The sequence below is a fragment of the Longimicrobium sp. genome (assembly GCF_035474595.1).
Classification (GTDB): Bacteria; Gemmatimonadota; Gemmatimonadetes; order Longimicrobiales; family Longimicrobiaceae; genus Longimicrobium.
Genome location: NZ_DATIND010000046.1, coordinates 24,844 through 51,604 on the forward strand (window position 1 = coordinate 24,844; position 26,761 = coordinate 51,604).

Annotated in this window: 21 protein-coding genes and 1 riboswitch; of the genes, 11 read left to right on the plus strand and 10 right to left on the minus strand. The window is 73.3% G+C overall.

Going from position 1 to position 26,761, the window contains the following annotated elements:
• Window positions 1-466: 466 nt before the first annotated feature.
• Window positions 467-5,266: a GAF domain-containing protein gene (locus VLK66_RS07950; RefSeq protein WP_325308855.1), complete on the minus strand. Its 4,800-nt coding sequence runs from the start codon at window positions 5,264-5,266 to the stop codon at window positions 467-469.
• Between the two features lie 353 nt (window positions 5,267-5,619).
• Between VLK66_RS07950 and VLK66_RS07955 the strand changes: the two genes are divergently transcribed.
• From VLK66_RS07955 to VLK66_RS07965, 3 genes are read left to right on the plus strand one after another with little or no spacing between them, the layout of a single operon-like run.
• Window positions 5,620-7,215: a GMC family oxidoreductase gene (locus tag VLK66_RS07955; RefSeq protein ID WP_325308856.1), complete on the plus strand. Its 1,596-nt coding sequence runs from the start codon at window positions 5,620-5,622 to the stop codon at window positions 7,213-7,215.
• A complete protein-coding gene (locus tag VLK66_RS07960; RefSeq protein ID WP_325308857.1) occupies window positions 7,215-8,204 on the plus strand; it encodes a Gfo/Idh/MocA family oxidoreductase in 990 nt (329 codons plus the stop codon). Before VLK66_RS07955 ends, VLK66_RS07960 begins: the two co-directional genes overlap by 1 nt.
• An 11-nt stretch (window positions 8,205-8,215) precedes the next feature.
• The gene (locus VLK66_RS07965) at window positions 8,216-9,025 is read left to right on the plus strand and encodes a hypothetical protein (protein WP_325308858.1); all 810 of its coding nucleotides are present in this window, start codon (window positions 8,216-8,218) and stop codon (window positions 9,023-9,025) included.
• 450 nt (window positions 9,026-9,475) lie between these two features.
• On the opposite strand, the gene VLK66_RS07970 is transcribed toward VLK66_RS07965, so the two are convergent.
• Both VLK66_RS07970 and VLK66_RS07975 read right to left on the minus strand, forming a co-directional pair.
• Entirely contained in the window at window positions 9,476-10,018 is a 543-nt protein-coding gene (locus VLK66_RS07970; RefSeq protein WP_325308859.1) for a hypothetical protein, read from the minus strand.
• A 157-nt stretch (window positions 10,019-10,175) separates the two neighbouring features.
• Complete coding sequence (locus VLK66_RS07975) at window positions 10,176-10,742, minus strand: hypothetical protein (RefSeq protein WP_325308860.1); 567 nt, start codon at window positions 10,740-10,742, stop codon at window positions 10,176-10,178.
• A gap of 195 nt (window positions 10,743-10,937) precedes the next feature.
• A riboswitch (cobalamin riboswitch) is annotated at window positions 10,938-11,094 on the plus strand.
• Between the two features lie 146 nt (window positions 11,095-11,240).
• On the opposite strand from VLK66_RS07975, the gene VLK66_RS07980 reads away from it, so the two are divergent.
• The 5 genes from VLK66_RS07980 to VLK66_RS08000 all read left to right on the plus strand — a co-directional run bounded on the left by VLK66_RS07980 (window position 11,241) and on the right by VLK66_RS08000 (window position 17,599).
• Window positions 11,241-12,185 (plus strand): cobalamin-binding protein, encoded by a 945-nt coding sequence (locus tag VLK66_RS07980; RefSeq protein ID WP_325308861.1) that lies wholly within the window; start codon window positions 11,241-11,243, stop codon window positions 12,183-12,185.
• The gene (locus VLK66_RS07985) at window positions 12,182-13,168 is read left to right on the plus strand and encodes an iron ABC transporter permease (protein WP_325308862.1); all 987 of its coding nucleotides are present in this window, start codon (window positions 12,182-12,184) and stop codon (window positions 13,166-13,168) included. Before VLK66_RS07980 ends, VLK66_RS07985 begins: the two co-directional genes overlap by 4 nt.
• A complete protein-coding gene (locus VLK66_RS07990; protein ID WP_325308863.1) occupies window positions 13,165-14,007 on the plus strand; it encodes an ABC transporter ATP-binding protein in 843 nt (280 codons plus the stop codon). Before VLK66_RS07985 ends, VLK66_RS07990 begins: the two co-directional genes overlap by 4 nt.
• Before the next feature lie 361 nt (window positions 14,008-14,368).
• Window positions 14,369-16,516, plus strand: a complete 2,148-nt coding sequence (locus VLK66_RS07995) for a TonB-dependent receptor (RefSeq protein WP_325308864.1) — start codon at window positions 14,369-14,371, stop codon at window positions 16,514-16,516.
• A gap of 18 nt (window positions 16,517-16,534) precedes the next feature.
• Window positions 16,535-17,599 (plus strand): hypothetical protein, encoded by a 1,065-nt coding sequence (locus tag VLK66_RS08000; RefSeq protein ID WP_325308865.1) that lies wholly within the window; start codon window positions 16,535-16,537, stop codon window positions 17,597-17,599.
• A gap of 206 nt (window positions 17,600-17,805) precedes the next feature.
• Here VLK66_RS08000 and VLK66_RS08005 read toward each other — a convergent pair whose 3' ends face one another.
• Together VLK66_RS08005 and VLK66_RS08010 are read right to left on the minus strand one after the other, a co-directional pair.
• A complete protein-coding gene (locus VLK66_RS08005) occupies window positions 17,806-18,696 on the minus strand; it encodes a DUF4097 family beta strand repeat-containing protein (RefSeq protein ID WP_325308866.1) in 891 nt (296 codons plus the stop codon).
• Window positions 18,697-18,959: 263 nt separating this feature from the next.
• Entirely contained in the window at window positions 18,960-20,204 is a 1,245-nt protein-coding gene (locus VLK66_RS08010; protein WP_325308867.1) for an efflux RND transporter periplasmic adaptor subunit, read from the minus strand.
• Window positions 20,205-20,669: 465 nt separating this feature from the next.
• On the opposite strand from VLK66_RS08010, the gene VLK66_RS08015 reads away from it, so the two are divergent.
• Window positions 20,670-21,011, plus strand: a complete 342-nt coding sequence (locus VLK66_RS08015; RefSeq protein WP_325308868.1) for a hypothetical protein — start codon at window positions 20,670-20,672, stop codon at window positions 21,009-21,011.
• An 83-nt stretch (window positions 21,012-21,094) separates the two neighbouring features.
• On the opposite strand, the gene VLK66_RS08020 is transcribed toward VLK66_RS08015, so the two are convergent.
• Window positions 21,095-21,556, minus strand: a complete 462-nt coding sequence (locus VLK66_RS08020) for a hypothetical protein (protein WP_325308869.1) — start codon at window positions 21,554-21,556, stop codon at window positions 21,095-21,097.
• 213 nt (window positions 21,557-21,769) lie between these two features.
• Between VLK66_RS08020 and VLK66_RS08025 the strand changes: the two genes are divergently transcribed.
• Window positions 21,770-23,044, plus strand: coding sequence for a hypothetical protein (locus VLK66_RS08025; protein WP_325308870.1), 1,275 nt, complete (start codon window positions 21,770-21,772; stop codon window positions 23,042-23,044).
• Between the two features lie 27 nt (window positions 23,045-23,071).
• Here the strand turns inward: VLK66_RS08025 and VLK66_RS08030 are convergent, their stop codons facing one another.
• Window positions 23,072-23,248: a hypothetical protein gene (locus tag VLK66_RS08030; protein WP_325308871.1), complete on the minus strand. Its 177-nt coding sequence runs from the start codon at window positions 23,246-23,248 to the stop codon at window positions 23,072-23,074.
• A 126-nt stretch (window positions 23,249-23,374) separates the two neighbouring features.
• Between VLK66_RS08030 and VLK66_RS08035 the strand changes: the two genes are divergently transcribed.
• Complete coding sequence (locus tag VLK66_RS08035; protein ID WP_325308872.1) at window positions 23,375-24,214, plus strand: helix-turn-helix domain-containing protein; 840 nt, start codon at window positions 23,375-23,377, stop codon at window positions 24,212-24,214.
• Window positions 24,215-24,313: 99 nt separating this feature from the next.
• On the opposite strand, the gene VLK66_RS08040 is transcribed toward VLK66_RS08035, so the two are convergent.
• The 3 genes from VLK66_RS08040 to VLK66_RS08050 form a co-directional block, all read right to left on the minus strand.
• On the minus strand, window positions 24,314-24,880 hold the full coding sequence (locus VLK66_RS08040) for a superoxide dismutase family protein (protein WP_325308873.1): 567 nt from the start codon (window positions 24,878-24,880) through the stop codon (window positions 24,314-24,316).
• Window positions 24,881-25,060: 180 nt separating this feature from the next.
• Window positions 25,061-26,062: a tetratricopeptide repeat protein gene (locus tag VLK66_RS08045; protein WP_325308874.1), complete on the minus strand. Its 1,002-nt coding sequence runs from the start codon at window positions 26,060-26,062 to the stop codon at window positions 25,061-25,063.
• An 11-nt stretch (window positions 26,063-26,073) separates the two neighbouring features.
• The gene (locus VLK66_RS08050; RefSeq protein WP_325308875.1) at window positions 26,074-26,691 is read right to left on the minus strand and encodes a hypothetical protein; all 618 of its coding nucleotides are present in this window, start codon (window positions 26,689-26,691) and stop codon (window positions 26,074-26,076) included.
• Window positions 26,692-26,761 lie beyond the last annotated feature (70 nt).

Below are 26,761 nucleotides of genomic sequence, written 5' to 3' on the forward strand. Positions count from 1 at the left end.
TTCGCGGAGCGATGCTGCGGCCGATGTCGCGCGGAGTGCGCGGGACCGGGGCGGGGCGGGGGGAGAGGGGACGCGCCCACTCTCTCCAACGCCTGAGGACGGATTTATTTGACCGGGAGTTTCGCGTCGCACGCCTTCCGCGATGCGATCTCCGTCTACTTCGGATGGATCGAGAAACGCCTGTATTCGCGCGTCCATTCGCGGTGTTCTGCTAAAATCTTACCCGGGCGTCCTCGGAGAAGATCCATTCAGTTTCGATGAAGATTTCGAAGCGGCTGCCATTCCTTTGGATGCATCTCGGGGAGAGAAGGTTGGCAGTCGCGTCGAGAGAGGATTTCGGTCGTTTCGACGATCAGGGAGATCTCACGCGGAGACGCGGAGACGCGGGGAGCTCTGTGGCGCGATGAGTTCTCTGCGTCTCCGCGTCTCCGCGTGAGAAATTGCGATGCCGGAGCCGCGGGAAGGACTACGCCTCGCCGTCGGCGGAGCGGGGGAGGGTGAGCGTGAAGGTGGAGCCGCTGCCGACGGTGCTGGCCGCCGCCAGGTCGCCGCCCATCGCCCGGGCCAGGTCGCGGGAGATGGCGAGGCCCAGCCCCGTCCCCTCGTGGCGGCTGGTCAGGTTGCGCCCGAGCTGCACGAACGGCTCGAAGATGCTCTCCAGCCGGTCCGGCGGGATTCCCATCCCCGTGTCGGTGACGCGCACGTGCACGGCGTCGGCCGCGGCGTGCGCCTCGAGCGTCACCGAGCCGCCCTGCGAGGTGAACTTCACCGCGTTGGACAGGACGTTCAGCAGCACCTGGCGCAGCTTCTCGGCGTCGGCGCGGACGCGGAGCCGCGGGTCGGCGCCCAGGTACCGGTAGACCAGGCCGCGCTCGCGCAGCTGCGGGGCGACGAGGGATTCCACCTCGGCCAGCGCCGCGTCGACGCCCACGTCGGCCAGGTGCAGCTCCACGCGGCCGGCCTCGATGCGCGCGAAGTTCAGCACGTCGTTGATCAGCCCCAGCAGGTGGCGCTGGCTGCGCTGGATGCGGCCCAGGTCCTCGGCCTGCTCCGGCGTCACCGGCCCGCGGATCCCCATCGCCATCAGCTCGGCGTACCCGGCGATGGCGTTCAGCGGGGTGCGCAGCTCGTGGCTCATCACCGCCAGGAACTCGGTCTTGGCGCGGTTGGCACCCTCGGCGTCGGCGCGGGCGTGGCGCTCGGCCTCGTACGCCCGCGCCCGCTCGAACGCCTGCGAGGCCAGCTCGGCCAGGGTGAGCAGGAAGGTGCGCTGGTCGGCCCCCAGCTCCCGCGCGCGCCGGAAGCCGAAGGAGAGCCCGCCCAGCACGCGGTCGCCCCCCGAGACGGGGACGGCGGCGTAGGCCTCGTACCGCTCGCGCTCCGCCAGCCCCACCGCCTCGGGATAGCGCCCGCGCACCTCGTCCGGGGTGGAGATGAGGACGGGGCGCCGCGTGAGGACGGCGTCGGAGAGCGGGCGGCCGGGAACCACGGGGAAGCGCGCCCAGCGGGCGGCGGCGGCGGGGCCGAAGCCGCGCATGGCCAGCGTCTCCAGCTCCGTTCCGTCGGCGCTGAGGGTGGCGAACTTGGCGGTGTCGGCGCCCAGCTCGGCGGCGCCGTGGTCGACCACCACGCGCGCCACGTCGGCCGGGGTGGCGGCCTCGGAAAGGTCGGCGGCCAGGCGCTGCAGGCGGAGCGCGCGGGCGGCGGCGGCCTCGGCGGCGGCGCGGGCGGCGCGCTCGGCCTCGTACAACCGCGAGCGCTCCAGCGCCTGCCCCGCCTGCCCCGCCAGGGTGCGCAGGAAGGCGCGCTCCTCGCCGCTGAAGCGGTGCGGGCCGCGGAAGCTGAAGCTCAGGCCCGCCAGCGGGATGTCGCCGCGGTAGATGGGGATGGCGGCGTAGGCCTCGAACCCCGTGGCGCGCAGGGCCTCGGCCACGCCGGGGAAGCGCGCGGCGACCTCGTCCACCGTCTCCAGCAGCACCGGGGTGCCGGTGAGCACGGCGTCGGAGACGGGGCGCCCCGGCTGCACGGGAAAGTGCTCGTACGCGTGGGCTACGGACTCGGGGTAGCCGGTGCTGGCCAGCATGCGGAATCCGGCCGTTCCCGGCTCCAGCAATGCGAGCGATCCCCCGGCGGCGCCCAGCGCCTCGGCGCCGTTCACCACGATGACCTCGGCCACCTCGCGCGGGGTGGCGGCCTCGCTGAGCGCGGCCGTCACGCCCTGCAGCCGGCGCGCGGCCGCGGCGCTGCGCTCGGCGGCGGCGCGCGCGTCGTGCTCGGCCGCGAAGAGTCGGGCGCGCTCCAGCGCCTGCGCCGCCTGCCGCGCGATCGCGGTCACGAACGCCTCGTCCTCGGCCGTGAACTCGCGCGCGTCGCGGAAGTTGAAGCCAAGGGCGCCCAGCGCGCGCCCCTCCACCTCCAGCGGCGCCACGGCGTAGGCGTGCAGCCCGGAGCGCTGCATCAGCTCCGCGGCGATGGGGTAGTGCAGGCGCCACTCGTCCAGCGAGCGGAGGAAGACCACTTCGCGGCGGCGCACGGCCTCGCAGGCGGCCAGCGGGGCGTTCAGGGGAAAGCGCAGCCAGCCGTTGCGGTCGGCCGTGTCCATGGTGAACCCCTCGATCGCCACCAGCTCCAGCGCGTCGCCCGCCGGGGTGAGCATCGACAGCCCGCCGGCCGTGGCGCCGAGCGCGGCGATCCCCTGCTCCAGCACGGCGCGCGCGGCCCCGGCGGGGGTGGAGGCCTGCGCCAGCGCGGCGGTGATGGACTGGAGGCGCCGGGTGCGCTCGGCGGCGGTCTCGGCGGCGGCGCGGGCGGCCTGCTCGGCGCCGTACAGCCGCGCGTTGTCCAGCGCCGCGCCGGCGCGGCGGGCCAGCGACCCGGCCATCGCCAGGTCCGCCTCGTCGTAGCGGCGCCCGCTCTCGGTGTGGCAGAGAGTGATGGCGCCCAGCGTCCGCCCGCGGGCGACCAGGGGGACGATGATGAGCGAGGAGAAGCCGACCTCGCGCAGCAGCGCCAGGTGCTCCGGGTCCCGCGCGGCGGCCACCAGCATGTTGTCGGTGATGGCGGGATGGAACGCGGGCTCGCCGGTGCGGAGAACGCGCGGGAGGCCGGCGTCCGCGCTCCAGTGGGGGGGATTGCGCTCGGCGAGCCGCCGCGCCCACTCCACCTTCGCGGGGTCCTGGTGCGCGACGACCACGCGGCGGACCACCGGGGGCCACGCGGCCGAGTCGGGGTCGCCCACCAGGTCCACCGCGCACCAGTCGGCCAGCCCGGGCACGGCGGCGCGGGCGACCGCCTCCAGCGTTTCCTCGGCGTCCAGCGTGGCGGCCAGGAGGCGGCTGGTCTCGGCCAGGAAGGAGGCGCGGCGCTCGGCGGCCTCGGAGGCGGCGCGGGCGCGCTGCCCGGCCTCGTGCAGCCGCACGCGGTCCAGCGCCTGCGCGCACTGCTGCGCCACCGTGGCGAAGAAGGCCAGCTCGGCGTCGCCGGGCGCCTGGCCGATTTCGAAGCTGAGCGCCAGCGTGCCCACCACGCGCTGGTCCACGGCCAGCGGGAGCGCCAGCCGGGCCGCGGTGCGCTCCATCGCCGGATAGCCCGTCGACGCCTCGTCCACCAGTACCGGCCCGCGGGTGCGCGCCGCCCGGGCCATGGGAACGCCGGAGTCCAGCGGGACGCGCGCGAAGGGCCGCGTCATCCCCTCGGGGTACCCCGCCGTGGCGATGAGCTCCAGCGCCGCGCCGTCTTCCGTCACCACCGCCACGCCGCCGGCGTAGGCGCCGAACACCTCCAGCCCGCGCTCCAGCACCACGCGTCCCACGTCGGCCGCCGTCATCGCGCCGGAGAGGGCGGCGGTGAGCGCCTGCAGCCGGGCCACGCGGCCGGCGGCCTCCTCGGCGGCGTGGCGGGCGTGCTGCTCGGCCTGGTAGAGGCGCGCGTTCTCCAGCGCCAGCGCGGCGCGGTGGGCCACCTCGCGCAGCGCGCGGTACTCGGCCTCGGTGTGGCGGCGGCCGGTTTGCGTCGCCATGGACACCAGCATCACCCCCACCGTCTCGCCGCGCGCGGCCAGGGGGGCGATGACGGACGACGCGGGACGCACCGTGGCGGCCAGCCGCAGGCCGGGGTCCACGGCGGCCACGCTGGCGACGTGCTCGGGCGTCACGTGCACCCACGCGGGCTCGCCGGTGGCCAGCGCGGCGCCGATGTGCGTGCCGTCGCCGGGGAGCGGATGGAAGGTCGCCATCATCTCGTCCAGCCGCGCTTCCATCCCGGTGTCGGCGTGGCGCCAGGCCGCGGCGCGGAAAACGCCGTCCTCGCCCTTCAGCATCACCACGCAGAAGTCGCCGAAGCGGGGGACGAGGAGATCCACGGTCCGCCGCAGCGTGGCGTCCAGGTCCAGCGAGGCGGAGAGCACCTGCCCGGCCTCGGCCAGCAGGCGCTCCGTCTCCAGCACCTCGTGCTCCAGCGTGACGTCCTCCACGATCCCGGCGCTGCGCACCACGCGCCCGTCGCCGCCGAACACCGGGAAGAGGCGGTCGCGGACGCGGCGCACGGTGCCGTCGGGGCGGACGATGCGGTAGTGCAGGTCCAGCGTTCCCGTGCGGGCGCGCGGGATCGCGGCCTCGATGCGCGCGCGGTCGTCGGGGTGCACGCTGGCCAGGAAGGAGCGCGGGTCGGCGTACAGGCTCTCGGCGCTGCGCCCGAACATCCCGGCGTAGGCGGGCGAGACGTACAGCGTGTTCCCCGCCGCATCGTCCACGTAGAAGGTCTGGGCGATGTTGTCGACGAGCAGCGACAGCATCTCGCCCTGGTCGCGGAGCGCGTCCTCGGCGCGGCGGCGCTCGGTGGTCTCCTGGACGACGGCGAGCACGCCGGCGACCCGGCCGCCCACGTGCAGCGGAAAGTAGCCGGCGGTGAAGGTGCGGGGCCGCCCGGCCGGGTATTCGCCGCTCAGCTCCACGTCGGTCACCGGCGCGCCGCTCTCCAGCACGCCGCGGATCACCGCCTCCAGCCCGGCCGTGCCGCCCGGCACGACCTCGGCCAGCCGGCGGCCGAAGTGCGCGGAGACGGGGAGAAGGTTGATCTCCGCCATCCGCGCGTTCACCCGCACGAAGCGCAGCTCGCGGTCGAACAGCGCCACGCCGGCCCCGGCGGTGCGCAGGAGCAGGTCCAGCAGCGCGTCGGCGTGCTCCGCGGGAAGGTCGGGAAGGCCGGGAACGGCGTCGCGGCCGCGGTCGGACTCGGGCGGGGCGGTGAGAGCCTGCGGCTCGTCCATCGGGAAGGCTGGGAGGAGGGTGCTGGCCGGGCGGTGCGCCGCGCGGCATCTCCAAAATTGGCCGAATGTTTTGCGCCGCGCAACGACGGGCATCGCTGGATCTCACGCGGAGACGCGGAGACGCGGGGACTGATCGCCGGGTTGAGTTCCCTGCGTCTCCGCGTCTCCGCGTGAGATCTTTCGTATCGTTCGAAACGCACGAAAAGTCCTCCCGCGCGTGGCGGCCCGGACGGGTGGTTTTCGCCAGCGCCGCAAAGGGTTAGATTGTCGGCCGATCGTGCAGTCGGCGGCGCCCCGCGAGGGCGCCGCTTCGCTTGACGGCAGGTTCTCCGACCCGATCCCGGCCTCAGATCATGGTGGTTCCCAGCACGGCGGACGAGTTCGACGCCGTCGTCGTCGGCAGCGGCTTCGGCGGGTGCATGGCCGCGCTCGAGCTGGTCGACGCCGGGTGGCGCGTGCTGATGCTGGAGCGCGGCGGCTGGGTGGAGCGCGGCCCGCACAACTGGACCGGCGAGGGCGCCTTCGTCCGCACGCCGTACTACGCCGCCGACACCGCGTTCGACCTCCGCCACGCGTCGCAGGTCTCCTCGCAGAACCTCTGCACCTGCGTGGGCGGGCCGTCCGTGTTCTACGGGGGCGCCAGCTTCCGCTTCCGCGAGCGCGACTTCGACGCCGCGCCGGAGATCGTGGGCGGCACCGGCGCCGCGTGGCCGGTGGACTACGCGGCGCTGGAGCCCTTCTACACCCGCGCCGAGCGGCTGCTGGGCGTGGCGGGCGAGGCAGGCGTGGACCCGACGGAGCCGCCGCGCAGCGCGCCGTATCCCCAACCGCCGTCGCGGCTCAGCGGTGCGTCACGGCGGATGGCCGAGGCCATGCGGTCGCTGGGGCTGCACCCCTTCCGCATCCCCCTGGCGATCAACCACGCGGCCGCCGAGGGTGCGGTGTGCCAGGCGTGCACCACCTGCGACACCTTCGCCTGCGCCGTCTCGGCCAAGAACGACCTGGCCGTGCGCGTCCTCCCGCACCTGCTGGCGGGGGGGATGGAGATCCGCCCCGGCACCGTCGCCACCCGCGTGCTGGTGGACGGTGAGCGTGCCACGGGCGTGGAGTGCGTGGACAAGGCGAGCGGGGAGAAGATGGTGTTCCGCGCGGGGACGGTCGTCCTCGCGGCGGGGGCGCTGGCCACGCCGCACCTGCTGCTCGCGTCGGGGCTGGAGAAGATGAATCCCGCGGGCGACGCCGTCGGGCGCTACCTGATGCGGCACTGCAACGCGATGACCTTCGGCGTCTTCCCGCGCCGCCCGAACCCGGAGAACGAGCACCACAAGCAGATGGCGGTGCACGACTTCTACTTCGGGTCGCCCGAGCCGGGCGCGCCCGCCGGGCCGCTGGGGAACATGCAGCAGATCATGGGTCCGCAGCCGTCGCTCATCGGCCACGTCCTCCCGAAGTGGATGAAGTGGGCGGTGCGGCTGGCCGAGGTCCCCGCCAGCCGGCTGACGGGAATCCTCTCCATCGCCGAGGACCAGCCGCGCGCAGAGAACCGCGTCCGCCTGGACCCCGAGCGGACCGACGCGTACGGGGTGCCGCGGATGGTGGTGGAGCACGACTACACCGCGCGCGACCTGGCCGCGCGCCGCTTCATGATCCGCAAGGCGAAGCAGATCCTCCGCCGCGCGGGCGCCCTCTTCTGCGTGAACTGGGACGTGAGCACCTTCTCGCACGCCGTCGGCACCGTCCGCATGGGCGAAGACGAATCCACCTCGCCGCTCGATTCCGAGTGCCGCTTCCGCGGGGTCGAGGGGCTGTACGTGACCGACGGGAGCGTCTTCCCCACCTCCGCCGGGGTGAACCCCAGCCTCACCATCGCCGCGAACGCGCTGCGCGTGGGGCGGCTGATCGCGCGCGGCGCCGGGGTGGCGGCCGCGGCGGCGGGAGGGAACGGCTGATGGCGGAAGCGAAGGGGCTGGGGATCGCCTTCCTGGGGTGCGGCTACGCGGCCACCATCCACGCCAGGCGCCTGAAGTCGTTCCCCGGCGTGCGAATGTACTTCGCCAGCCGCGACCGTGCGAAGGCCGGGGCGTTCGCGCGGAAGTGGGGCGGCGCGGGCGCGTTCGGGTCGTACGAGGAGGCGATCGGCGATCCCGGGGTCGACGCCGCGCTGGTGCTGACGCCGCCGCATCTCCACCTGGAGCTGACGCTGGCCGCGCTGGAGGCGGGAAAGCACGCGGTGGTCGAGAAGCCGCCCTTCCTGCGCGCGGCCGACTTCGACACCGTCCGCGCCGCGAAGGAGCGCGCCGGGCGGCGGGTGATGATCGCCGAGAACTACTTCTACAAGCCGCTGGCCGAGGCGCTGCGCGAGGCCATCGCCTCCGGCGCGCTGGGCGAGGTGCGCATCGTCACCGTGAACGCGCTGAAGCAGCAGAAGGTGGCGGACTGGCGCGGCGACGTGGCGGTGAGCGGCGGCGGCGCGCTGTACGAGGGCGGCATCCACTGGGTGAACTTCTTCGCCAACCTGGGGATGGAGGTCGCCGGCGTGCAGGCCTTCCGCCCCGGCGGCGACGACGGCACGCCGGACCGCTCGATGGTGGTGGGCTTCACCTACGCCAATGGCGCCGTGGGAACGCTCTACTACAGCTGGGAGATGCCGGTGCTGATGAAGGGGCTGCACCTTTCCGCCGTCTACGGCACCGAGGGCGTGGCCACCTTCGAGAGCAACGGCATCTTCCTCATGCTCCGCGGCCGCCGGCGGTCGCTGGGCCCCAAGCTGGCCGACGTGGCCGGCTACGCGGGGATGTGGCGCGACTTCGTCCCCGCGCTGATGGAGAACCGCGAGCCGCGGTTCGATTTCGACAAGGCCCGGCGCGACCTGGTGCTGACCGAGGCCGCCTACGCTTCACTCCGGCGGGACCTTTCCGTCCCCCACCTCAACCCATAGAACCGTTGCCGATGACCATCCTGATCGGGCTGCTGGCGGGCGCCCACACCTCCAGCTGGGGGATGTACAAGGACGCGCCGCACGAGGGCTTCACCTTTCCCAAGTATTTCCGCAGCATCATCGTGGCCACGCTGGTGGCGCTGGGGATCGAGCGCTTCACCGGCTTCGGGCCGGACTCGTTCTCGCACGCCGCCGTGTTCTTCGGGATGGTGTACGCGGGCGAGCGGCTGGTGGTGGAGCTGTGGAAGACCTTCATCCGCGAGGAAGACCAGAGCAAGTACTTCATCCCCATGCAGTTCGGGGTGTTCGGCAAGCCGATCAAAAGCCGCGGCGTGCGCTGGGCCATCCTGGCGGCGGTGGTCGCGGTGATCGTGCTCACCGTCTGGGGGGTGACGCGGCTGCAGATGGCGTATCCCGACGCGCCGAAGTGGGCGGTGCTGCTGCTGGCCAGCGCGGGCGGGTGGTTCAGCGCCTTCGGCGGGGCGTGGAAGGACGCGCCGGTGGAGGGGTTCGAGACCTTCAAGTTCTTCCGCAGCCCGTTCATCGCCATGACGTGGAGCACGGTGATGAGCTTCTTCACCCACAACTGGGTTTTCATGGGGCTGGCGGGGATCGGGTTCACCGTGGCCACCATCGAGACGTACAAGACCTTCTTCTTCCCCAACAAGCCGCGCGGCAAGTTCGCCGGCAAGCCGATCCTGTACCCGCAGATCCTGGAGAAGCGGAAGATCGTGGCCGTGCTCTACGCCTGCATCTGGCTGGCCGTCGCCACCATGCTGGTCCTGGGCTTCGTCAACCCGCACGACGGCGTCCTGCCGTAACCCGCATCCGCGGCACGAAAAGACGAAGGGGCGGGCACGCGATCGTGCCTGCCCCCTTCGCTTTCTTTCCAAATCACGTGCTGCGGCGCCGATAGATCCTTCGGCCTGCAACCTCCCGTCTAGACGCTGGTTATGGTGTGGTCGGCCTGAATAGAAAGTTCGCGGCCTTGCCCCTCACCGGCGACTAAAGTCGCAGCAACAACTACGGGAAGCCTCGCAAACTGCGCGAGGCTGCTCAGCTCGGAAGCCAGTTCCGGCTGCGGAGGGCGCCTCCCTTTCATCCTCCTTGGACGCGGGCAGCGCGGGGACGACTCAGGATGACGTCGGCTCGATGCGGCGAGGATGCACGAACTGAATTCCCGGATTCGGTACCACGCGGAGACGCGGAGGATGCGAAGGAGGACCCCTCCGCGTCTCCGCGTGAGATCCCGCGATGCCGGGGAAACGCACCTATGCCGCGTTGGCGCGCATCACCGGCTCGTCGCCCGCGTCGTGGGCGGCGCCGAAGTGGGGAACCATCGCCCGCTCCAGCGCCAGGGCGGCGGAAGCGGGGTCGGTGGCCACGGCGCGCAGGCCGCGCCGGGCGAACTGGCGGGCGAACCGCGCCAGCGTCTGCGGATGCACGGCGACCTCGGCGGCCACCTCGATCCAGGTGCGGTGCGGCGACTTGGCCTCCAGGGCGCGGGCCAGGATCACCCAGTGCAGCACGTCTTCCAGCCGCACCGGCGAGGCCTCGCCCATGGCGGTGCGCCAGTCGCGCCACAGGGTGCGCCGGTCGCACCCCGCCGCGGCTGCCAGGCGGCAGACGCTGCGGAAGGGCTGCGCGGCGGTGCAGGCCAGCAGCAGCGCGGCGCGCAGCCGCTGCGGCAGGCGGGGGTCCAGCCGGATGGCGGCGGCCAGGCGGCGGGTTGCGGGGGATGGGGTGCCCCCGCCGGCGGACACACGGCGGAGCGGGGCGGGAACGCCGAACGGACCGAGCTGGTGTGCGTGCATCTGCGGGCGCGGCGGTGGGTCGCATTCGGGGCCCCGGCTGGACCGGGACCCCGGCGGGTCACGCCTGCAACGATGTACGCGGGGGAGGTTTCACGCATGCGATGCGGCATGGATGCGCACGGCGCGGTAGTGAGCCGCGCCGTTGCTGCCGCGAACGTCACCCGTGGCGGCCGTTGGGGGCCGGGGTGAGCACGAGCGGGATGACGTCGGCCTGGAAGCGCGCCTCCAGCGGGCCGTGGCCGCGCGCCGCCAGCTCGCGCAGCGAGCTGCCGGTGAGCTGCCGCGCCAGCCGCCCCAGGGTGTGCGGGTGGATGCCGATCTCGTCGGCCACGTCGGCCCAGGCGCGCGCCGCCGTCTTGCGGTGCGTGGCGCGCAGCAGGAGCAGCCAGTGCAGGAAGTCCTGCAGGCGCAGCCCGGCGCCCACCGTGTGCTTCCAGTGCGTCCACAGGGTGCGGCGGTCGCACCCGGCGGCCGATGCCAGCTTCTCCACCGTGCGGATGTTGCGCGCCTCGTCGCAGGCCAGCGCCAGCGCCTCGCGCAGCCGCGCGGGCAGGTGCGGCGCGCGGCGGATGGCGGGCGCGAGCGCCGGCGACACGGCCGCGGCGGAGCGGCGCGCCGGGCGCGCGGGTTCGGGGTGGTCGGGGCGGCTGGGGTGCGGGTTCGGTACGGCGGCGGCGGCGCGCTGCGGCGCGCGCGAGGACGGGAACGAGTACGAATCGAGCATCCGGTGGGCTGCGGATCGGGGGTGCCCGGGCCGCGCGCCCGGGCGGGCGCACGACAGGTGATTTCAAACGCGCGGAGCCGGGTGTTTGTGACACCACACCATTGGCTCCCTTCCGACTTGGATGCCGCGGGCTTGTCATTGGTTTGCCCCGCGGCTAACTTCCGGCCCGACAACATGCACGCGAGGGGGCCATTCGGAAGCCGGTGTGAATCCGGCGCGGCCCCGCCACTGTGAGAGGCCCGGCGACCTCGGTCGCCGGCCCGGCCCGCTCCGCGGGGGTCAAGCCCCCGCACCGCCACTGGGTGTACCAGGCCCGGGAAGGTGGAGCGCCAGCCGCCTCGAGCCAGGAGACCGGCCCCTTCGCTCCCGCAACGACACCCCTCGCGGGAGGGGAGCGGGTCCGACTGCCGGCCGGTGGCTCCACCTTTCGTCCCTCGGGGACGAGCCCAGCCGACTTCGCACCCGTCTCCTCCGCGACTACGTGGAAGGACGGGTCTTTTGTTTCCGGTCCCTCGCCGGCTCCGCATCTCCCCCGCCGCCGCGCTGGCGGCCGCGCTCCTCGCCGGGTGCGGCGGCCGCGCGGACGGCGGCGCGCGCGCGCGTTCCGCATCCGCAGACTCGGCCGTCTCGGTGGTGGACGACGCGGGGCGTACGGTGCGGCTGGACCGTCCCGCGCGGCGCATCGTCGCGCTGGTGCCCGCGGTGACCGAGACGGTGATCTCGATCGGCGCGGGCGGCTCGCTCGTCGGGCGGACGGATTACGACCGGGGGGAGATGGTGGAGCGTCTTCCCTCCGTCGGCGGCGGGCTGGACCCCAGCATCGAGAAGCTCGTCTCCCTCCATCCCGACTTGGTGCTGGGATGGGAGACGAGCGGGCGCACGGAGCTGCGCGACCGGCTGACCGCGCTCGGCATCCCCGTGTTCGCCATGAAGATCGAGGACACGACCGACGTCTTCCGCTCGGTCCGCAACCTGGGCGCGCTCACCGGGCGCGGCCGCGCGGCGGATTCCGTCTCCGCGTCGATCCGCCGCGAGCTGGACGCGGTGCGCGCGTCCGTGGCCTCGTCTCCCCGCCCTTCCGTCTTCTTCCTGGTGTGGAACGACCCGCCGATGACCGCGGGGGCCAGGACGTTCGTGTCGCAGGTGATCGAGATCGCGGGGGGACGGAACGTCTTCGGCGACCAGGCGGCGCTCTGGCCCAGCGTGTCGATGGAGGAGATCGTCCGCCGGCAGCCGGACTTCGTGCTGGTACCCGTGGGCGAGCGGGGGATGGTGCGGCTGGAGGCGATGCGCACGGCGGTCGGCTGGCGCGAGCTGCGGGCGCTGCGCGAGGGGCGCGGCGTGCCCGTTCCCTCGCAGGTGGTGAACCAGCCGGGGCCGCACCTGGCCGAAGCGGCGCGGGCCATCCGCGACGCCATCCACCCCGGGGTGAAGGGGCGATGAGGCCGCTCGCGCGCCTGGCCCTGCTCGCGGCGATCGTGGCCGCGGCGCTCCTGCTGGCCGTGCGGCTGGGTGCGGTGCCGCTCACCCTGCGCCAGGTGGTGGACGGCGTCCGCGGCGCGGGGGACCCGACCAACGTGGCCATCGTGCGCCGCCTCCGCCTCCCCCGCGCCGTGCTGGCGGCGATGGTGGGCGGCTCGCTGGCGGCCAGCGGCGCGACCTTCCAGGCGCTGCTGCGCAACCCGCTCGCGGAGCCGTACATCCTGGGGATCAGCGGCGGCGCGGCCGTGGGCGCGGTGTTCGCGATCGCGCTGGGCGGCGCGGCGGCGTCGGGGGGGATCGTGGCGGCGGCGGCGCTGGCGGGGGCGGTGATCGCCATCGTCCTCGTCTTCCGCATCGCCGCCGTCGTCGGGCGGGCGCTGGACACGCGCATCCTGCTGCTGGCGGGGGTCGTCGTCGGCGCCTTCTTCAACGCGTGCATCCTCCTGGCGCTCACCTTCGCGGACGCGGACGCCTTCCGCTCGGCCATCTTCTGGATCATGGGAAGCTTCTCCGGCGCCACCTGGCGCGGCATCTCCCTCCTGGCCGTGGCCATGGTCCCCGCGCTGGTGCTGCTGATGGCGCTGGCCCGCCCGCTCAACCTCCTTTCCGTGGGGGAAGAGACCGCCGCGTACCTGGGGACGCGGGTGGAGCGGACCAAGCTGCTCGCCTACGGGACGGCGTCGCTGCTGACGGCGGGCGCGGTCGCCGTGAGCGGGGTGATCGGCTTCGTCGGCCTCGTCGTCCCCCACGTGGTGCGGATGCTGTGGGGGCCCGACCACCGCTTCCTCATTCCGGCGTCGGTGTTGCTGGGCGCAGCGTTCGTGGTGCTGGCGGACACGCTGGCGCGCACCGCCGCCGCGCCGACCGAGCTGCCCGTGGGCGTGGTGACGGCGTTCGTCGGCGTCCCCTTCTTCGTCTGGCTCCTGCGCGGGAGGGGCGCGTGAACGGCTGGAGCTGCCGCGGCGTCACCTTCCGCTATCCCGAGTCGAATCGCCCCGCGGTGGACGGGGTGACGGTGGAGATCCCGGCGGGGACGTGCACCGCCGTGCTGGGGCCCAATGGCTCGGGAAAGTCGACGCTGCTGCGGCTGCTGCTGGGAACGCTGAGGCCGTCGGCGGGATCGGTGGAGCTGGACGGGCGGGCGGTGGGGGATTGGGGACGGGAGGAGATCGCGCGCGCCGTGGGCGTGGTGCCGCAGGGCGAGGAGGCGGCGTTCCCGATGACCGTGCGGGAGATGGTGGCGATGGGCCGCTACCCGCACCTGGGCCCCTGGCGCCGCGAGGGCGACGCCGACCGCCGCGCGGTGGAGCGGGCCATGCGCCGCTGCGACGTGCTGGCCTTCGCGCACCGCCCCATCTCCACCCTTTCCGGCGGCGAGCGGCAGCGGGCGCGGGTGGCGCGCGCGCTGGCGCAGGAGCCCCGCGCGCTGGCGCTGGACGAGCCCACGGCGGCGCTCGACATCAGCCACGAGATGGCGATCTTCGAGCTGCTGCGCGACCTGGGCCGCGCGGGGACCACGGTGCTGCTGGTGACGCACAACCTGAACCTGGCCGCGCGCTACGCCGACCGCCTGGTGCTGCTGGACCGCGGCCGCATCGCCGCGGCGGGCGCGCCGGAGGAGGTGCTCACCCGGGAGACGGTGGAGCGCGTGTACGGCTGGCCCGTGCGCATCGACCGGCACCCCGGCCCCGGCCCGGACGCCGGCGCGCCGCAGGTCGTCCCCCTCTCCGGCGAGGCGTGCGCGCAGATGTCCGGCGCGCGGGAGGCGGCGGATGCGGCGTAATCAGTGCCCAGTGCCGAGTGCCCAGTGCCAGGTGGGTTGGGGCGCATCCGCGCCCGAGTTGCGCGATTCAGACATCACCACCGCGGACGTCATCCTGAGGCCGGCCGCGCCGAACTCTGGTTCGCACGGATGCGTGCAGGCCGAAGGATCCATAGTCGCCCCCAGCACTCAGCCGAAGACGCGCTCCGATGCCAGGCGGTCGTCGGCTGGACGCGGCCATGCTTCCGCGCGCTTCGGCTGCTCAGTGCTGGCGGATGCTATAGATCCTTCGGCCTGCGAAGTGTCGCGCATGCCGCGCCGTCGGGGTGGCCGGCCTCAGGATGACGTCTCCTTTGTCGGGTTCCAACGATCGCGCCCTCCATTGCGGACCGCGCTGCTCGTCATCGCCCTGCTGCTCATCTCCCGCACGCCCTTGCTGGCGCAGTTCCCGGGGGAGCTGGCGGGGACGGTGACGGATGCGGCGACGGGGGCGCCGGTCGCGGCGGCGGCGGTGGAGCTGGCGGGGACGGCGCTGGCGGCGCGGACCGACGGCGCGGGGGCGTTCCGGCTGCGCGGGCTGGAGCCCGGATCGTATCACGTCGTCATTCGCCGGGCGGGATATGCGTTACAGGATGTCGCCGCGACGGTGCGCAACGGCGAGACGGCGCGTATCTCCATCACCCTCCAGCCGGTTCCGGTCACCCTCTCCGCCCTCACGGTGACGGCGGAAGCCGAGGCGGCGGGTGGCAGCGTGGGACGCGCGGAGATCGAGGCGAGCGGCGCGCGCACCGCCGCCGAGGTGGTGGAGCGCGTCCCCGGCGTGGTGGTGCGGGGGAGCGGGCCGACTGGTGCGCGCACCGTCAGTATCCGCGGGAGCGCGGCCGACGAGGTGCTGGTGCTGGTGGACGGCGCCGCGCTGAACGACCCCGTGACCGGCGAGGCGGACCTGAGCGCCGTCCCCGCGTCGAGCGTGGAGCGCGTGACCGTGCTCCCCGGTGCGCGGACGGCGCGGTACGGGCCGCGGGCGCAGGCCGGCGTGGTGCTGGTGGAGACGCGCGCCGCCGCGGCGCGGCAATCGCTGGAGCTTTCCGCCGGCACCCTCGGCGAATGGTCGGGAGGAGGGGAGATGGGGATGGCGGTGGGGCGGACGGCGTGGAGCGCGGGCGGCCACCTGCGCCGCATCGGTGGCGGCTTCGACTACCTCCGCGACGCGAACGACCCCACCAGGGTCCGCCGCACCAACGACGACCTGGGCGAGTGGAGCGCGTTCGGCGCGGTGTCCTCTCCCCTCGCGGGCGGCGAGCTGCGGGTGCGGGGGGGATGGGACGCCCTCCGCCGCGGCCTTCCCGGCACCGGGCACACGCCCTCGCCGGACGCGAGGGAGGAGATGGGGCGCGGGCGGGCGTCGCTGGGCTGGCGGCGCGTGGGCGCGCGGACGACGCTCTCCGCGCGGGTGACGGGCGCCGCGCAGCGCGTCCGCTTCGCCGACCCGGCGCCGCCGTTCGGCCTGCCGTACGACGACACCACCCGCGTGCGCACCGGCGACGTGCGCGTGGAGGCGGAGCGGGCGCTGGGCGATGTCGGTCTCGTGCGGACCGTCGGCGGCGGGATCGACGCGGGGGCGCAGCACGTGGACGCCGGCGCGCTGTCGGACCGCGCGCCGCGGACGCGGCATGACTTCGGCGCGTTCGCGCACGCGGCGGGGGGCATCTCCATCTCCCGTCTCCCGCTCGACCTCTCCGCGGAGGGGCGGGTGGACCGCGACGGGGTGGCGCGCGAGTGGTTCGCCTCGCGCGCGCTGGCGGCCGGGACGCGGGTGGGCGCGCTGCGGGTGCAGGTGGCCAACCGCAGCTCGTTCAGCCCGCCGTCGCTGGGCGACCAGTTCTTCCGCGAGGGAGTGGGCGTGGTCCCCAACCCGGCGCTCCGCCCCGAGCGCGTGCCCAGCGAGTGGGAGATCTCGTCGTCGCTGGGCGTGGAGAGGGGCGGCGCGGGGCTCACCGTCTCGGCTGCCGGGTACACGGGAGACGTGAAGGGGATGATCGTGTGGCTCCCCGACTTCGCCTTCCGCTGGAGCCCGCGCAACGTGGACGTCGCGCGCCGGGGGATGGACGCGCGGGCGGAGGCGAACTTCCCCGCGGCCGGCCTGCGCGTGGCCGGCTCGTGGTCCATCGCCCGCATCACCTACATCCTGGACGGGCGGGACAGCGGGATCCAGGTGGCGTACCGCCCCGCGCGCAGCGGCCTGCTCACGGCCGCGTGGGCGCCGGGGCCGTGGCGCGCGGAGCTGGCCGCGCGCTACACGGGGCTGAGGTACCCGGCCCCGGCGAAGGTAAACGCGCTCCCCGGCTTCTGGAGCGCGGACCTGGGCGTGTCGCGGGCGTGGCGGCTGGGCCGCTGGGCCGCGACGGGCGCCCTGACGATCGACCGAATCTTCGACGAGAAGCAGTCGCTGATCGCCGGCTATCCCGAGCCGGGGCGGCGGGTGCGTTTCGACCTGCGCCTGACGCGCGCGGGGATCCATCACCCCTGACGTACACTGGAAAGCTCGATGACGAACGAAAGCTTCCGCCGGCTCGGCCGGCTCGCGGTTCTCTCCCTGGCCGCCACGCTGGCCGCCTGCAGCGGCGGCGACGGCCCCGGCGACCCCGGCGGCGGCGGCGCCCCCGAGCGGGTGGAGGTGATCGTCAACAGCGTGAGCCGCACGCTCAGCATCCTCTCCCCCGACAGCGCCAGCCCGGTGGTGCGCACGGTGGAGCTGGGCTCGCAGGGGAGCCCGGTGGCCGCGGCGGTGCGCGGCGGGCTGGCCGTGGTGCCGATGGGCACCTATCCCTTCGCGGTGGTGGTGGACCTGCGCACCGGCGTGGTCACCCACACCGTGGCGCTCCCCGCGAACTCGGGGGCCACCGGCGCGGCGTTCCTGAACGACTCCATCGTCATGATCGCCAACCCCAACCGCAACACCGTCTCGCCGGTGAACGCGGTGACGGGGACGATCAAGCCCGAGCTGGCGGTGGGAACGTATCCGCAGACGGTGGTGCCGGGGCCCGACGTGGTGTTCGTGCTGAACGCCAACCTGGTGAACTTCGCGCCGGCCGGCCCCGGCTCGGTGAGCGTGATCACCGCGGCCAACAAGGTCGACGCCACCGCGTCGCTGCAGGGGATCAACCCCACGGCGGGGGTGGTGAGCGGGGCGCGGCTCTTCATCGTGAACGCGGGCCACTTCGGCGGGAACGACGGCACGCTGTCGGTGCTGAACCTGGCCACGGCCACCGAGGAGGTGTTCACCGGCTTCGGCGAGTTCCCCGGCTCGGTCGACGTGGGGGTGTCGGGGAACGTGTACGTGGGCGTGTACGGCACCGGGATCCTGGAGTGGAACCCCGGCGTCCACCAGTTCGTGCGCGGGCTGGACAACCCGATCGTGCCGGCGGGGGGGCCGCCGGTGTCGGCGGTGGCGGTGGACTACGCGGGGCGGCTGCACACGCTGAACCCGGGGAGCTGCAACGCCCCCGGCAAGGAGTACCGCCTGGTCGGCAGCACGGCGAACCGCACAGTCACCACGGGCGTGTGCCCGTTCGACATCAAGTTCACCCAGCTCGCGGCGCCGACGGATTGACGGAGATCGTGCATTCCTGAACCGGGCGTAACGGAGGACGGGACAGCAGCTCTCCGCTACCTCGTGAGAGATAGGAACGAGAAGCGAGTCGAGACACGGGTTGTCTCGACTCGCTTCATCGTCAGGGCGCGCCTCAGGTCATCCGGGGACGAACATCAGGCTCTCAGACTCGCGCCGTTCTGTCCCTGTCCCCTATTCCCTGCCGTTCACGTCCCCGCCCGGCGCAGCGTGATCGAGCCGTTGCCGGTGGAGATGTGCAGCCGGCGCCCGCCCTGGCCGATGGTGCCGGACACGCGGTGCGACGACATCCGCCCGACCACGCGCAGCGGGAAGTCGCTCTGGAAGCCGCCGTTCCCCGTGCTCGCCTCGACGTCGGCCGAGAAGTCGGCCGGCAGCGTGAGCACCACCGGGCCGTTGCCGCTGGAGAAGCTCATGTCGCCCGCGCCGCGCAGCGACGCCAGCGCCACCTCGATGCGCCCGTTGCCGGTGGACGCGCTCACCGGGCCGTTCGACGTGGTCACGGCCACGCGGCCGTTCCCCGAGCTGGCGTTCACGGGGCCGCGGGCGCCGTCCACCATCACCGCCCCGTTGCCGGTGCTCACGCGCACCTGGGCGGCGCCGGTGCCCACGCGCACGTCGCCGTTGCCGCTGCTGGCGTGCACGTCGGCGGTGGCGCCGTCCACCGTCACGTCGCCGTTGCCGCTGGACACGCGCACCACCACGCCGCGCGGCACCTCCACGGTGAAGTTCCCCTTCGCCCTGCGGTTGCGCCAGGCCGTGCCGCGGCCGCTGTGCACGCCGTTGTCGTCGCAGGTGGCGTCGCCGCGCACGGCGCAGACGCGCACGTCGCCGCCGCTGCGGGCGGTGACGTAGCGGATCTCGTCGCCGGAGCTCGCGTTCTGGGTCTCGGCGTGGATGCGCGCGGTGCCGCCCGACGACTGCCGCACGGTGACGGTGCCGTTCACGGTGAAGACGCGGAGCGTGGCGCCGGGGGCGACCGCGCCCGACCAGTCGAAGTCGCGCTGCGCGTGCGCGGGGGCGGCCAGCGCGAGCATGGCCACCGCCGCAACGGCGATCGGGTTGACGGACAGCTTCATGGCAGGGTCCCCCTCCGGGAGGGTGATGGGGTGATGGAGATCAACATGGCGCACGACGATCATTCAGCCGGATTGGATGCGCGCCGCCGCGCCAGGGTTTGAGCCGCCCGGGGACGAACCGCGGGAAGGCGAATGAAATCGCGGCAACGACAGCACAAAGTCCCTGCGGGACTGCTCCCCGGCATCCCGGCGTAAGCCCGCCCCGATGCTGGAAAGGGTCCCGCGGGGGGCGCGGCCTTCGCTGTTGAGGTCCCGTCGCGCCGCTACTTCAGCTTCACCCGCGCGTTCCCGTCGTACTGGCTCATGTCGGACAGGATCACCACGTCGCCCGCGTTGAGCCCGCCCAGCACCTCCACCGTGCTGGCCGAGCCGCGGCCCAGGCGCACGCTCACGCGCTCCGCCTCGCCGCCGCCGGGAAGGAGGCGGAACATCGCCACCGTCGACTCGGCCTGCCCGTAGGCGGGGCGACCGACGAAAAGCGCGTTGGGAATGCGGTCGATCTCCACGGTTCCGTCCACCGACAGGTCCGGCCGGGTGCCGCGCGGCAGGGCGCCGTCCAGGGCCACGTCCACCGTCACCGTGCCGTTCTGCGACGCGGGGTCGATGCGGGCCACGTGGCCGGCCACCACGCCGTTGTGCGTGTCGACCGAGGCGCGCTGGCCCACCGTCAGGTCCTTCGCCTGCGTCTCGGGGATGCGGAGGACGGCCTTCAGCCGGCCAGGCTGCACCACCTTGGCCAGCGTGGCGCCCGAGTTCACCCACTGCCCCAGCTCCACCGGAAGCTCCTGCAGCACGCCGTTCTGCGGCGACCGCACCTGCATCGACGCGATCTGCGTCTGGTTGAACGCCGCCAGCCGCCGCAGCATGGTCACCTGGCTCTCCTGCCCGGCCACCTGCTGCCGCATGGAGCCCCGCATGAAGTCCAGCCGCTGGCGCTCCACGTTCAGCCGCGTCTCCAGGTCGGCCGCGTCGTCGCGCGCCTTGGCCAGCTCCTGCGACGAAACCATGTTCTGCCGCGCCAGCGCCTCGGCGGACTGCGCCTGCCGCTGCGCCTGGTTGTGCAGCGCCTGGATCTGCGCCACGGCGCCCTGCTGCGTGAGAAGCTGGTTCTGGAGATTCGTCCGCAGCGTGGTCAGCTCCGCCTGCGCGGCGGTCAGCTGGCGCTGTGCCTCGAGCGCCTGCCGCTCCACGTCGGGGTTGCTGAGGGTGACCAGGATGGTTCCCGCCGCCACGGAGGTTCCCGGCTGCACCGCCTTGCTCTCCACGCGCCCCTGCGTGACGGCGCTGATCCAGCGGATGTCCTCGGCCACCAGCGTGCCGGGGCCGCGCACCTGCCGCGCCATGTCGCCGCGGCGCACGGTGTCGGTCCACACGGTGGCGCGGTCCACGCCGGGCGCGGCCGGGCCGATGCGGGTGAGCGCGAGCGTCACCAGCGCCACCGCGGCAAGGGCGCCGCCGCCGTAAACCCAGCGCCGGCGGCTTTTCGCCGGCTTGCGGGGGATGTCCACGGGTTGTCTCCTGGAGCTGCGTGCGAGCGGGTGCTGCCACTGCGGATGCGCCGGTCTACGCGCTCCCCGCGCGGAAAGATTCAGGCACTCACGCGGCGCGGATCGGCCGGCGACGGCGGAATCTCCATCTCCCCCGATCTCCATCTTTCACGGCAACGGAGGGGGAAGACGGTGGAGGATTTCGCGCGCGGACGCTCGGTCTCCATCTCCATCCTGCAAGGTGCGAGCGGATGGGGGATGGGGGAAGATTCGTGATCGGACCCGCGATCTTCATCCTCTCGACCCCGTCTTCGACCCACGGCGGGCGGGGAAGATGGAGGAAGAATTCGCGCGCGGCACTTGACCATCCCCCACCCATCCTTTACGCTGTGTCCCGCACGTGGACAGCCACGGATCTTTCGCACGCGGACCGGGCCCCCGGGCCTGTCTGACCTTACATCGAGAACGGCCAAGGAGAGCGCGGGAATGGCGGACTCACGGGTGGACGAGCGTTTCGACGAGCTGGTCTCGCAGACGCACGACTGGGTGGAATCGGCGGTGGCGCTGGACGAGGGGCACTTTCCCACCGAGCTGCTGAGCGACCTGCGCGACCTGATCGAGGAGCTGAAGGAGTTCCTGGAGGAAGAGGCCGGGCGGCGCAGCGAGGTGCTGGAGCTGTTCGTGAGCCCCGAGATGGCCGAGATCATGGGCCGCTTCCCCCGCGTGCGGCGCCTGCTGGAAAGCGCCTGGGGGTCGCAGCTCACCGAGATGATCGAGGAGGAGAGCGGCTACGAGCCCGAGGGCGACGACGACGATGACGACGATTAGCCGGCGAGCGTAGCCGTCTTTCGGAGCGGTCGGACGCGAGCGGGGCCCGCGCAGCGGCGCGGGCCCCGCCGCGTTGGCGCGCGTCAGGCGTCGTCCGCGTCCAGGTCGTCGAGCTCCCCGGAGTCCGGATCGCCCCGCTCGGGCCACCCGCCGCCCGCCTCCTCGTCCAGCCAGGTGGCCGAGAGCTGGTCCAGCCAGTCGGGGGGCGACGTGCCCTGCCCCTGGTACACCGCCCGCAGCGTGCGCACCAGCCGGGCGATGGCCTCCACGCGGTGTTCCGCGGGGATGTCGCGCACCAGCGCGCCGATGGCGATCTCCACGCCCTCGAGCGTCAGGTCGCTGCTGGGGCGTCCAGTTTCGCGCTCGGCCCAGTCCTGCAGCTTCTGGCGGCTGCGCGTGTAGGGGGTGCCGCCGGCCAGGAACTTCTCCAGCCCGGTGGGGCTCATCCCCACCTGCCGCGCCACCGCCCGCAGCGAGGTGGCCTGCACCCGCGTGGTCACCTGCTCGCGCAGCCGCTCGAGGTTTCCCAGGGGCCGATCCGTCATGGCGGTTGCCTCCGCAATGAAGCCGACGTCAGGTCGGGGGGACATAATGGACGTGACTTCAAGTTTACTCTGTCCGGTTTATCCGCGCAAGGCGTGATTCGCGGTCTTCGATGGCCTATCCGGGGCGGTCGGTTCTCGCTGTGGACGAGACGCACTTTTCCGCTTAGAATACGCCGCAAAAGTATGCCCATCGTTTCCCCCGCGAGTGGAGCCATGATGCCCCCCCAAACCGCCGCCACCGACGACCCCGCGACCTCCGCCTTTCCCACCGGCAGCGCCCTTCCGCCCGACCTGCTGGCCGAGCTTCCGCACGATGCGGCCTTCGCGGTGTGGCAGGTGCTGCGCTGCCTGCAGCTGTGGACGGCCGAGCCCGAGGGGGCGCGGCGCGAGGTGTTCGACCGCGACTACATGGAGCGGTGGGAGCACCGCCTGCTGAGCGGGTCGCTGGAGGCGGAGGCGCGCTTCCCGCTGGCGGTGGTGGTGGGCGAGCTGGCGGCGGCCCCGGCCGCGGGGGGCGGGCGGCTGCCGTGGGCGTGCGTGTGCGTGGCCGACTGGGCGCTGGGGCGCGGGGCCCGGCGCGTGGGGCTGGCCTTCGCCGAGGCCGCGGCGCGGACGGCGCCGCAGCATCCGCGCTATGCCTGGCTCGCGGGAAGGCTCCTTCGCGGCCACGGCAACGCCCGCGACGGCGAGCGGTGGCTCCGCCGCGCGCACCGCCTGGCCGTGGCGCAGCGCGACTGGGAGACGCAGGCGAGGTCGCTCACGTCGATGGGAAACCTGCTGCTGGAAGTCGGGCGCCACGGTGACGCGCGCCAGTACCACGTTCGCGCGCTCCGGATCTCGCAACGCTTCCACCTGCGCGAGCAGGAGGCGATGGCGATGCACGACCTGTTCGCCATCGCCGTCCAGGAGAGCAACCGCGCCGACGCGGAGTTCTACGCGCGTGGCGCGCTCGCGGCGTATCGTCCCACCGACCGCAGGATTCCGAAGCTGGCGCACGACGTTGCGTACTTCTGGATGACGCAGGGTTACTTCCACCGCGCACTCTCCGTCTTCCAGGCTGTCCGGCCCTACTTCTCCGCTCCGGACGACGCGCTGCGAGTGGTCGCGAACGCCGCCCGTGCGGTGGCCGGAACCGGAGATCGCGCGGGATTCGCAGCGTTCCGCAGCGAGGCGGAGGAGCTCGTTCCGCAACTGGTGACCAGAGAAGCGCTCGCGGTGGCGATTCTGGAGATGGCATATGGGGCGGCATCACTCCGCGACTGGCCGGAGGCACTTGCCCTGGCGCACGACGCTGGTGAAGCCGCAAAGCTGCGCAGCGAGTCGAATGTGATCGTTCGTGCCGACGCGCTGGCCGCCGCGGTCGAGCAACAGGAGATGGAGGGCGTCGAGGGCTTCGTCCCCGAGCGCCGTGCCTCCGGGTCTTCCGGTGAGGAGCTTGCCGACGAGTTGGTCGCCTCGCTGGAGCGCGGCCGCTCGGATGGCGAATAACGCCCCCCGCGCGGCCGCGCGCCTCGCTCAGTGGCCGCCTTCGGTCTTGGTGGTGTCACTGAACCCGCCGGAGCCAAACGTACCCACTCCGTCCATCGCCGGCGTGTTCGGCGAGCGGCTGGACGGGGCGGTCGGCGTGGTGGCGTTGCAGGCGGCAACGGCCAGCGACACGGCGCAGATGGCAAGCAGGACCTTGGCTTTCATGGCTTCCTCCGAGGAGTGTGGGATGGCGGGATGCCCGTTCGCGCGGCTAAGGTCGCCGTGGAAAGTGGACACCGTCAACGCATACCCCGGAGAAAAAGACCGCCCCGAACGCGACGAACGGTCTGGATGAAGCGGCGTAACGCGCGGCGCGTCATCGTTTTGGACGGACTCCGGCTGAACGGGCTGGACCGTCTGGACCCCCCGTACGTGGTGGAGCCGCCGGTGGGGTGGGAGGAGCTGGAGACGGCGGTGCGCACCGCACCGCCGTCGGCCGTGGTGCTGCTGGACCCGTACGCCGGCCGCCGCGCGGGCGACGCCTTTCCACGGCTGCGCGAGCTGCTGCGGCACTACCCGTCGCTCACGGTGGTGGCCGCCTTCGAGCTGGGCGCCGACACCGTGGCCGACGTGCAGACGCTGCTGGAGTGGGGCGTGTCAGAGATGATCGACACCGGGCCCGAGGGCACGCCGCGCGGGATCCACGCGCGGCTGCGGCAGGCGCACGCGCGCCCGCTGAAGCGGCGGCTGGAGAAGTCGTTCCTGACCTTCGTGGGGGCCGAAGCGAGGAACCTGCTGATGGGCGCGGCCGAGGTGGCCGTGGAGGGGGGCGGGGCGCCGGACCTGGCGCGGGCGCTGTCGGTGGCGCCGCGCACGCTCACCGAGCGGTGCGCGCGCGCCGACCTGCCGCCGCCGCGCCAGGTGCAGGCGTGGATGCGCATCCTGCTGGCGTGCATGCTCCTGGACGACCCCGGCCGCACCGTGTACGCGGCGGCCTGGGCGTGCGGCTACTCCACCGACCGCTCGCTGCGGCGCGCGGTGTCGGCCTTCGTGGGCGCCGACGCCACCACGCTGCGCCGCGGCGGCGCCTTCGCGCAGGCGGCCGGCGCCTTCAACGCCGTGCTGCGGGAGATCCGCGAGGCCGCCCGCGAGCGCCGCCGCGCCGAACGGGTGTCGCGCGTGGAGGATTAGGCGGGGATCTCATATCACGCAAAGAAGCGGAGGAGCGGAAGACGTGGTTCGTCTCTGCTCCTCCGCTTCTCCGCGTTGCACGATCTTACAAAATCGTCCTCAGCTCCCCACGGCGGGGGTGGCAATGACGGCGCAGGCGATGCGCGCGCCGGAGTTGCCCGACGGGTCGGTGACCATGTCGTCGGCGCCGGCGTGGACGACCAGCGCGGTGCCGTCGACGTCGAAGATCGGCGGCTGGCCGGGGCGCAGCGAGGCGAGGATGCGCGCCTCCATGTGCCCCTGCCCGTTCGCGCCCACCACCAGGTTGGGAAGGTCGCCCAGGTGCGGGCCCTGCGGGTTGCGCAGGCCGTGCTTGCGCGCCAGCGGGTTCAGGTGCCCGCCCGCCGTGGTGAACTGCGGTGGCTCGCAGCGCCCGGCCTCGTGCAGGTGCGTGCCGTGCGTTCCCGCGGGCAGGCGCGTGGCGTCCACCGCCAGGTGCACGGTGTCGCGCCCGGCCTGCGTGAGCGTGGCGCGGGCGACTTCCTGTCCCTGCGCGTCGTACAGCGGCACCGTGAAGGTGAGCGGCGTAGGCGATCCCCCGCCGCCCCCCGGCGCCGCCGAGCCGCACGCCGCCAGCACCATCACCGCCGCGCCGCCCAGCGCGGTCCGGATCATCCCCTTCATCATCCCCTCCTCCGTCGGTCCATTCGGTCGTCGAACATCTCCGGTAGCGCGACGCGAGCAAATGTCGTGCAGCCGGCATCCACGACCGGTTCCACGGGGAGAAAAGAAGAGAAGCAGGGCGGCGGAGGATGATGGATCTCCTCTACTGCCCTGCTTCTCTGTGCGGAACCCTGCCGTTCCGGATCAGCCGTCGAGCGCGTCGATGAGGCCGCGGATGGCCTCGGCCTCGGCGGCGGCGCCGATCTGCGCGAAGTTCTCCATCGAATCCGCCAGCGCTTCCCGTGCCGCGGCCAGGTCGCCGCGGTCGCGGAGGAGGGTGCCGCGGTCGCGCTGCACCTCGGCGCGCAGGAGGGCGTCGTCGTGCGTCCGGGCGATCTCCAGCGCCTCGTCGAAGCGCGCGGCCGCGTCGTCGTCGCGCTCCTCCGCGCGCGCGGCAAGGCCCAGGACGCGGATGGCCTGCGCGGCGCCGGTGGGGTCGGAGATGCGGCGGAAGCGCTCCAGCGCGCGGCGCGCCATCTCCCCCGCCAGCCGCCCGTCGCCCCAGCGCACCCGCAGGTTGGCGCGCTCCACCTCGGCCAGCGCGACCACGTCCTCCTGCTGCGACTGCTCGGCCAGCTCCACCGCCCGCCCGAAGTGCGCGTCGGCCTCGCGGTCGAAGCGCAGGTCGCGGTACGAGATCCCCAGGTTGTGGTGCGTCTGCGAGAGGCCGCCCACGTTCCCCAGCCGCTGGTAGGCCGCCAGCGCGCGCTGGTAGTAGGTGAGCGCCAAGTCGCGCCGCCCGCGCACATTGGCCAGCACGCCCAGGTTGTTGCAGGCGCGTGCCGTGGCCTCCTCGTCGCCCCACTCCACCGCCGACTCCAGCAGCTCGCCGAAGCGGACCTCGGCCTCGGCGGAGCGGCCCGATTCCCAGAGCACGATGCCGGTGAGGTTCACCACCTCGGCCAGCAGCCGCTGGTCGCCACGGCGGCGGGCCTCGGGCTCCACCTGGCGCAGCAGCTCGAGCGCACGCGTGGTGCGCCCGATGCGGCGGTGGCCCACCGCGCTCAGGAAAGCGAGCTCGGGTTCCCGGAACAGCTCCTCGTCGCCCAGGGCGGTGGTCCGCTCGGCCAGCGGCTGCCACTGGCCGGACGCACGGAGCGCGCGGGCTTCGTCGAGCGAAAGGACGGGAGCGGTCGGGGCGTCCATCGGTCCGTGTCTCAGCCGCCGGCCATGGCGTACTTCGTGAACCCCGAGATGTCGGCGCGCAGCTCCTGCAGGTCGCTGTCGCGGCTGGTGCCGATGCGCACCCACGGAAGGCCGTCGGCCTCCTGCTTCCAGATCCCGAAGTTGAAGCTGCGGTCGCGGTCGTCCACCACGCCGTCGCCGTTCAGGTCGGGGTCGGCCCAGCGGAAGGACAGGCGCAGCTCGGCCGGGTGGTCGGGGCTGAAGCGCAGCCCCGCCGGCTGGAACTCGAAGGAGAAGTGCTGCAGGTCCACCACGCGGATGGAGATGAGCACCGAGTCGCCCCGCTGGAAGAGCGAGCCGTCGGGCTTCTTCCACAGGCCGTTGCCGGGGATCTTGAACTCCAGGCACTCGTCGCCGTTGTAGCCCGGCTCGGTGTTGGCGTAGCGGATCTCCCGCTCGATCCCGTCGCCCACCTTGGCCCAGAACTGGATGCGGTCGGTCTGCAGCGCGGGGGCGTTGCCGGCCACGCGCAGGAAGACCAGCTCGCTGCCGGGCTTCTCGGTGGGGCCGGAGGGCGAGCCGTCGCCGCAGGAGGACAGGACACCGGCCAGGAGCAGCGCGGCGGCTGGAAGGATACGTCGGATCAGCATGGCAGGCACTTCACGGTGGGTGCGGTGGATCGCGTTCCGTCCCCCAACGGGGCAAGCCGCGAACCGCGCG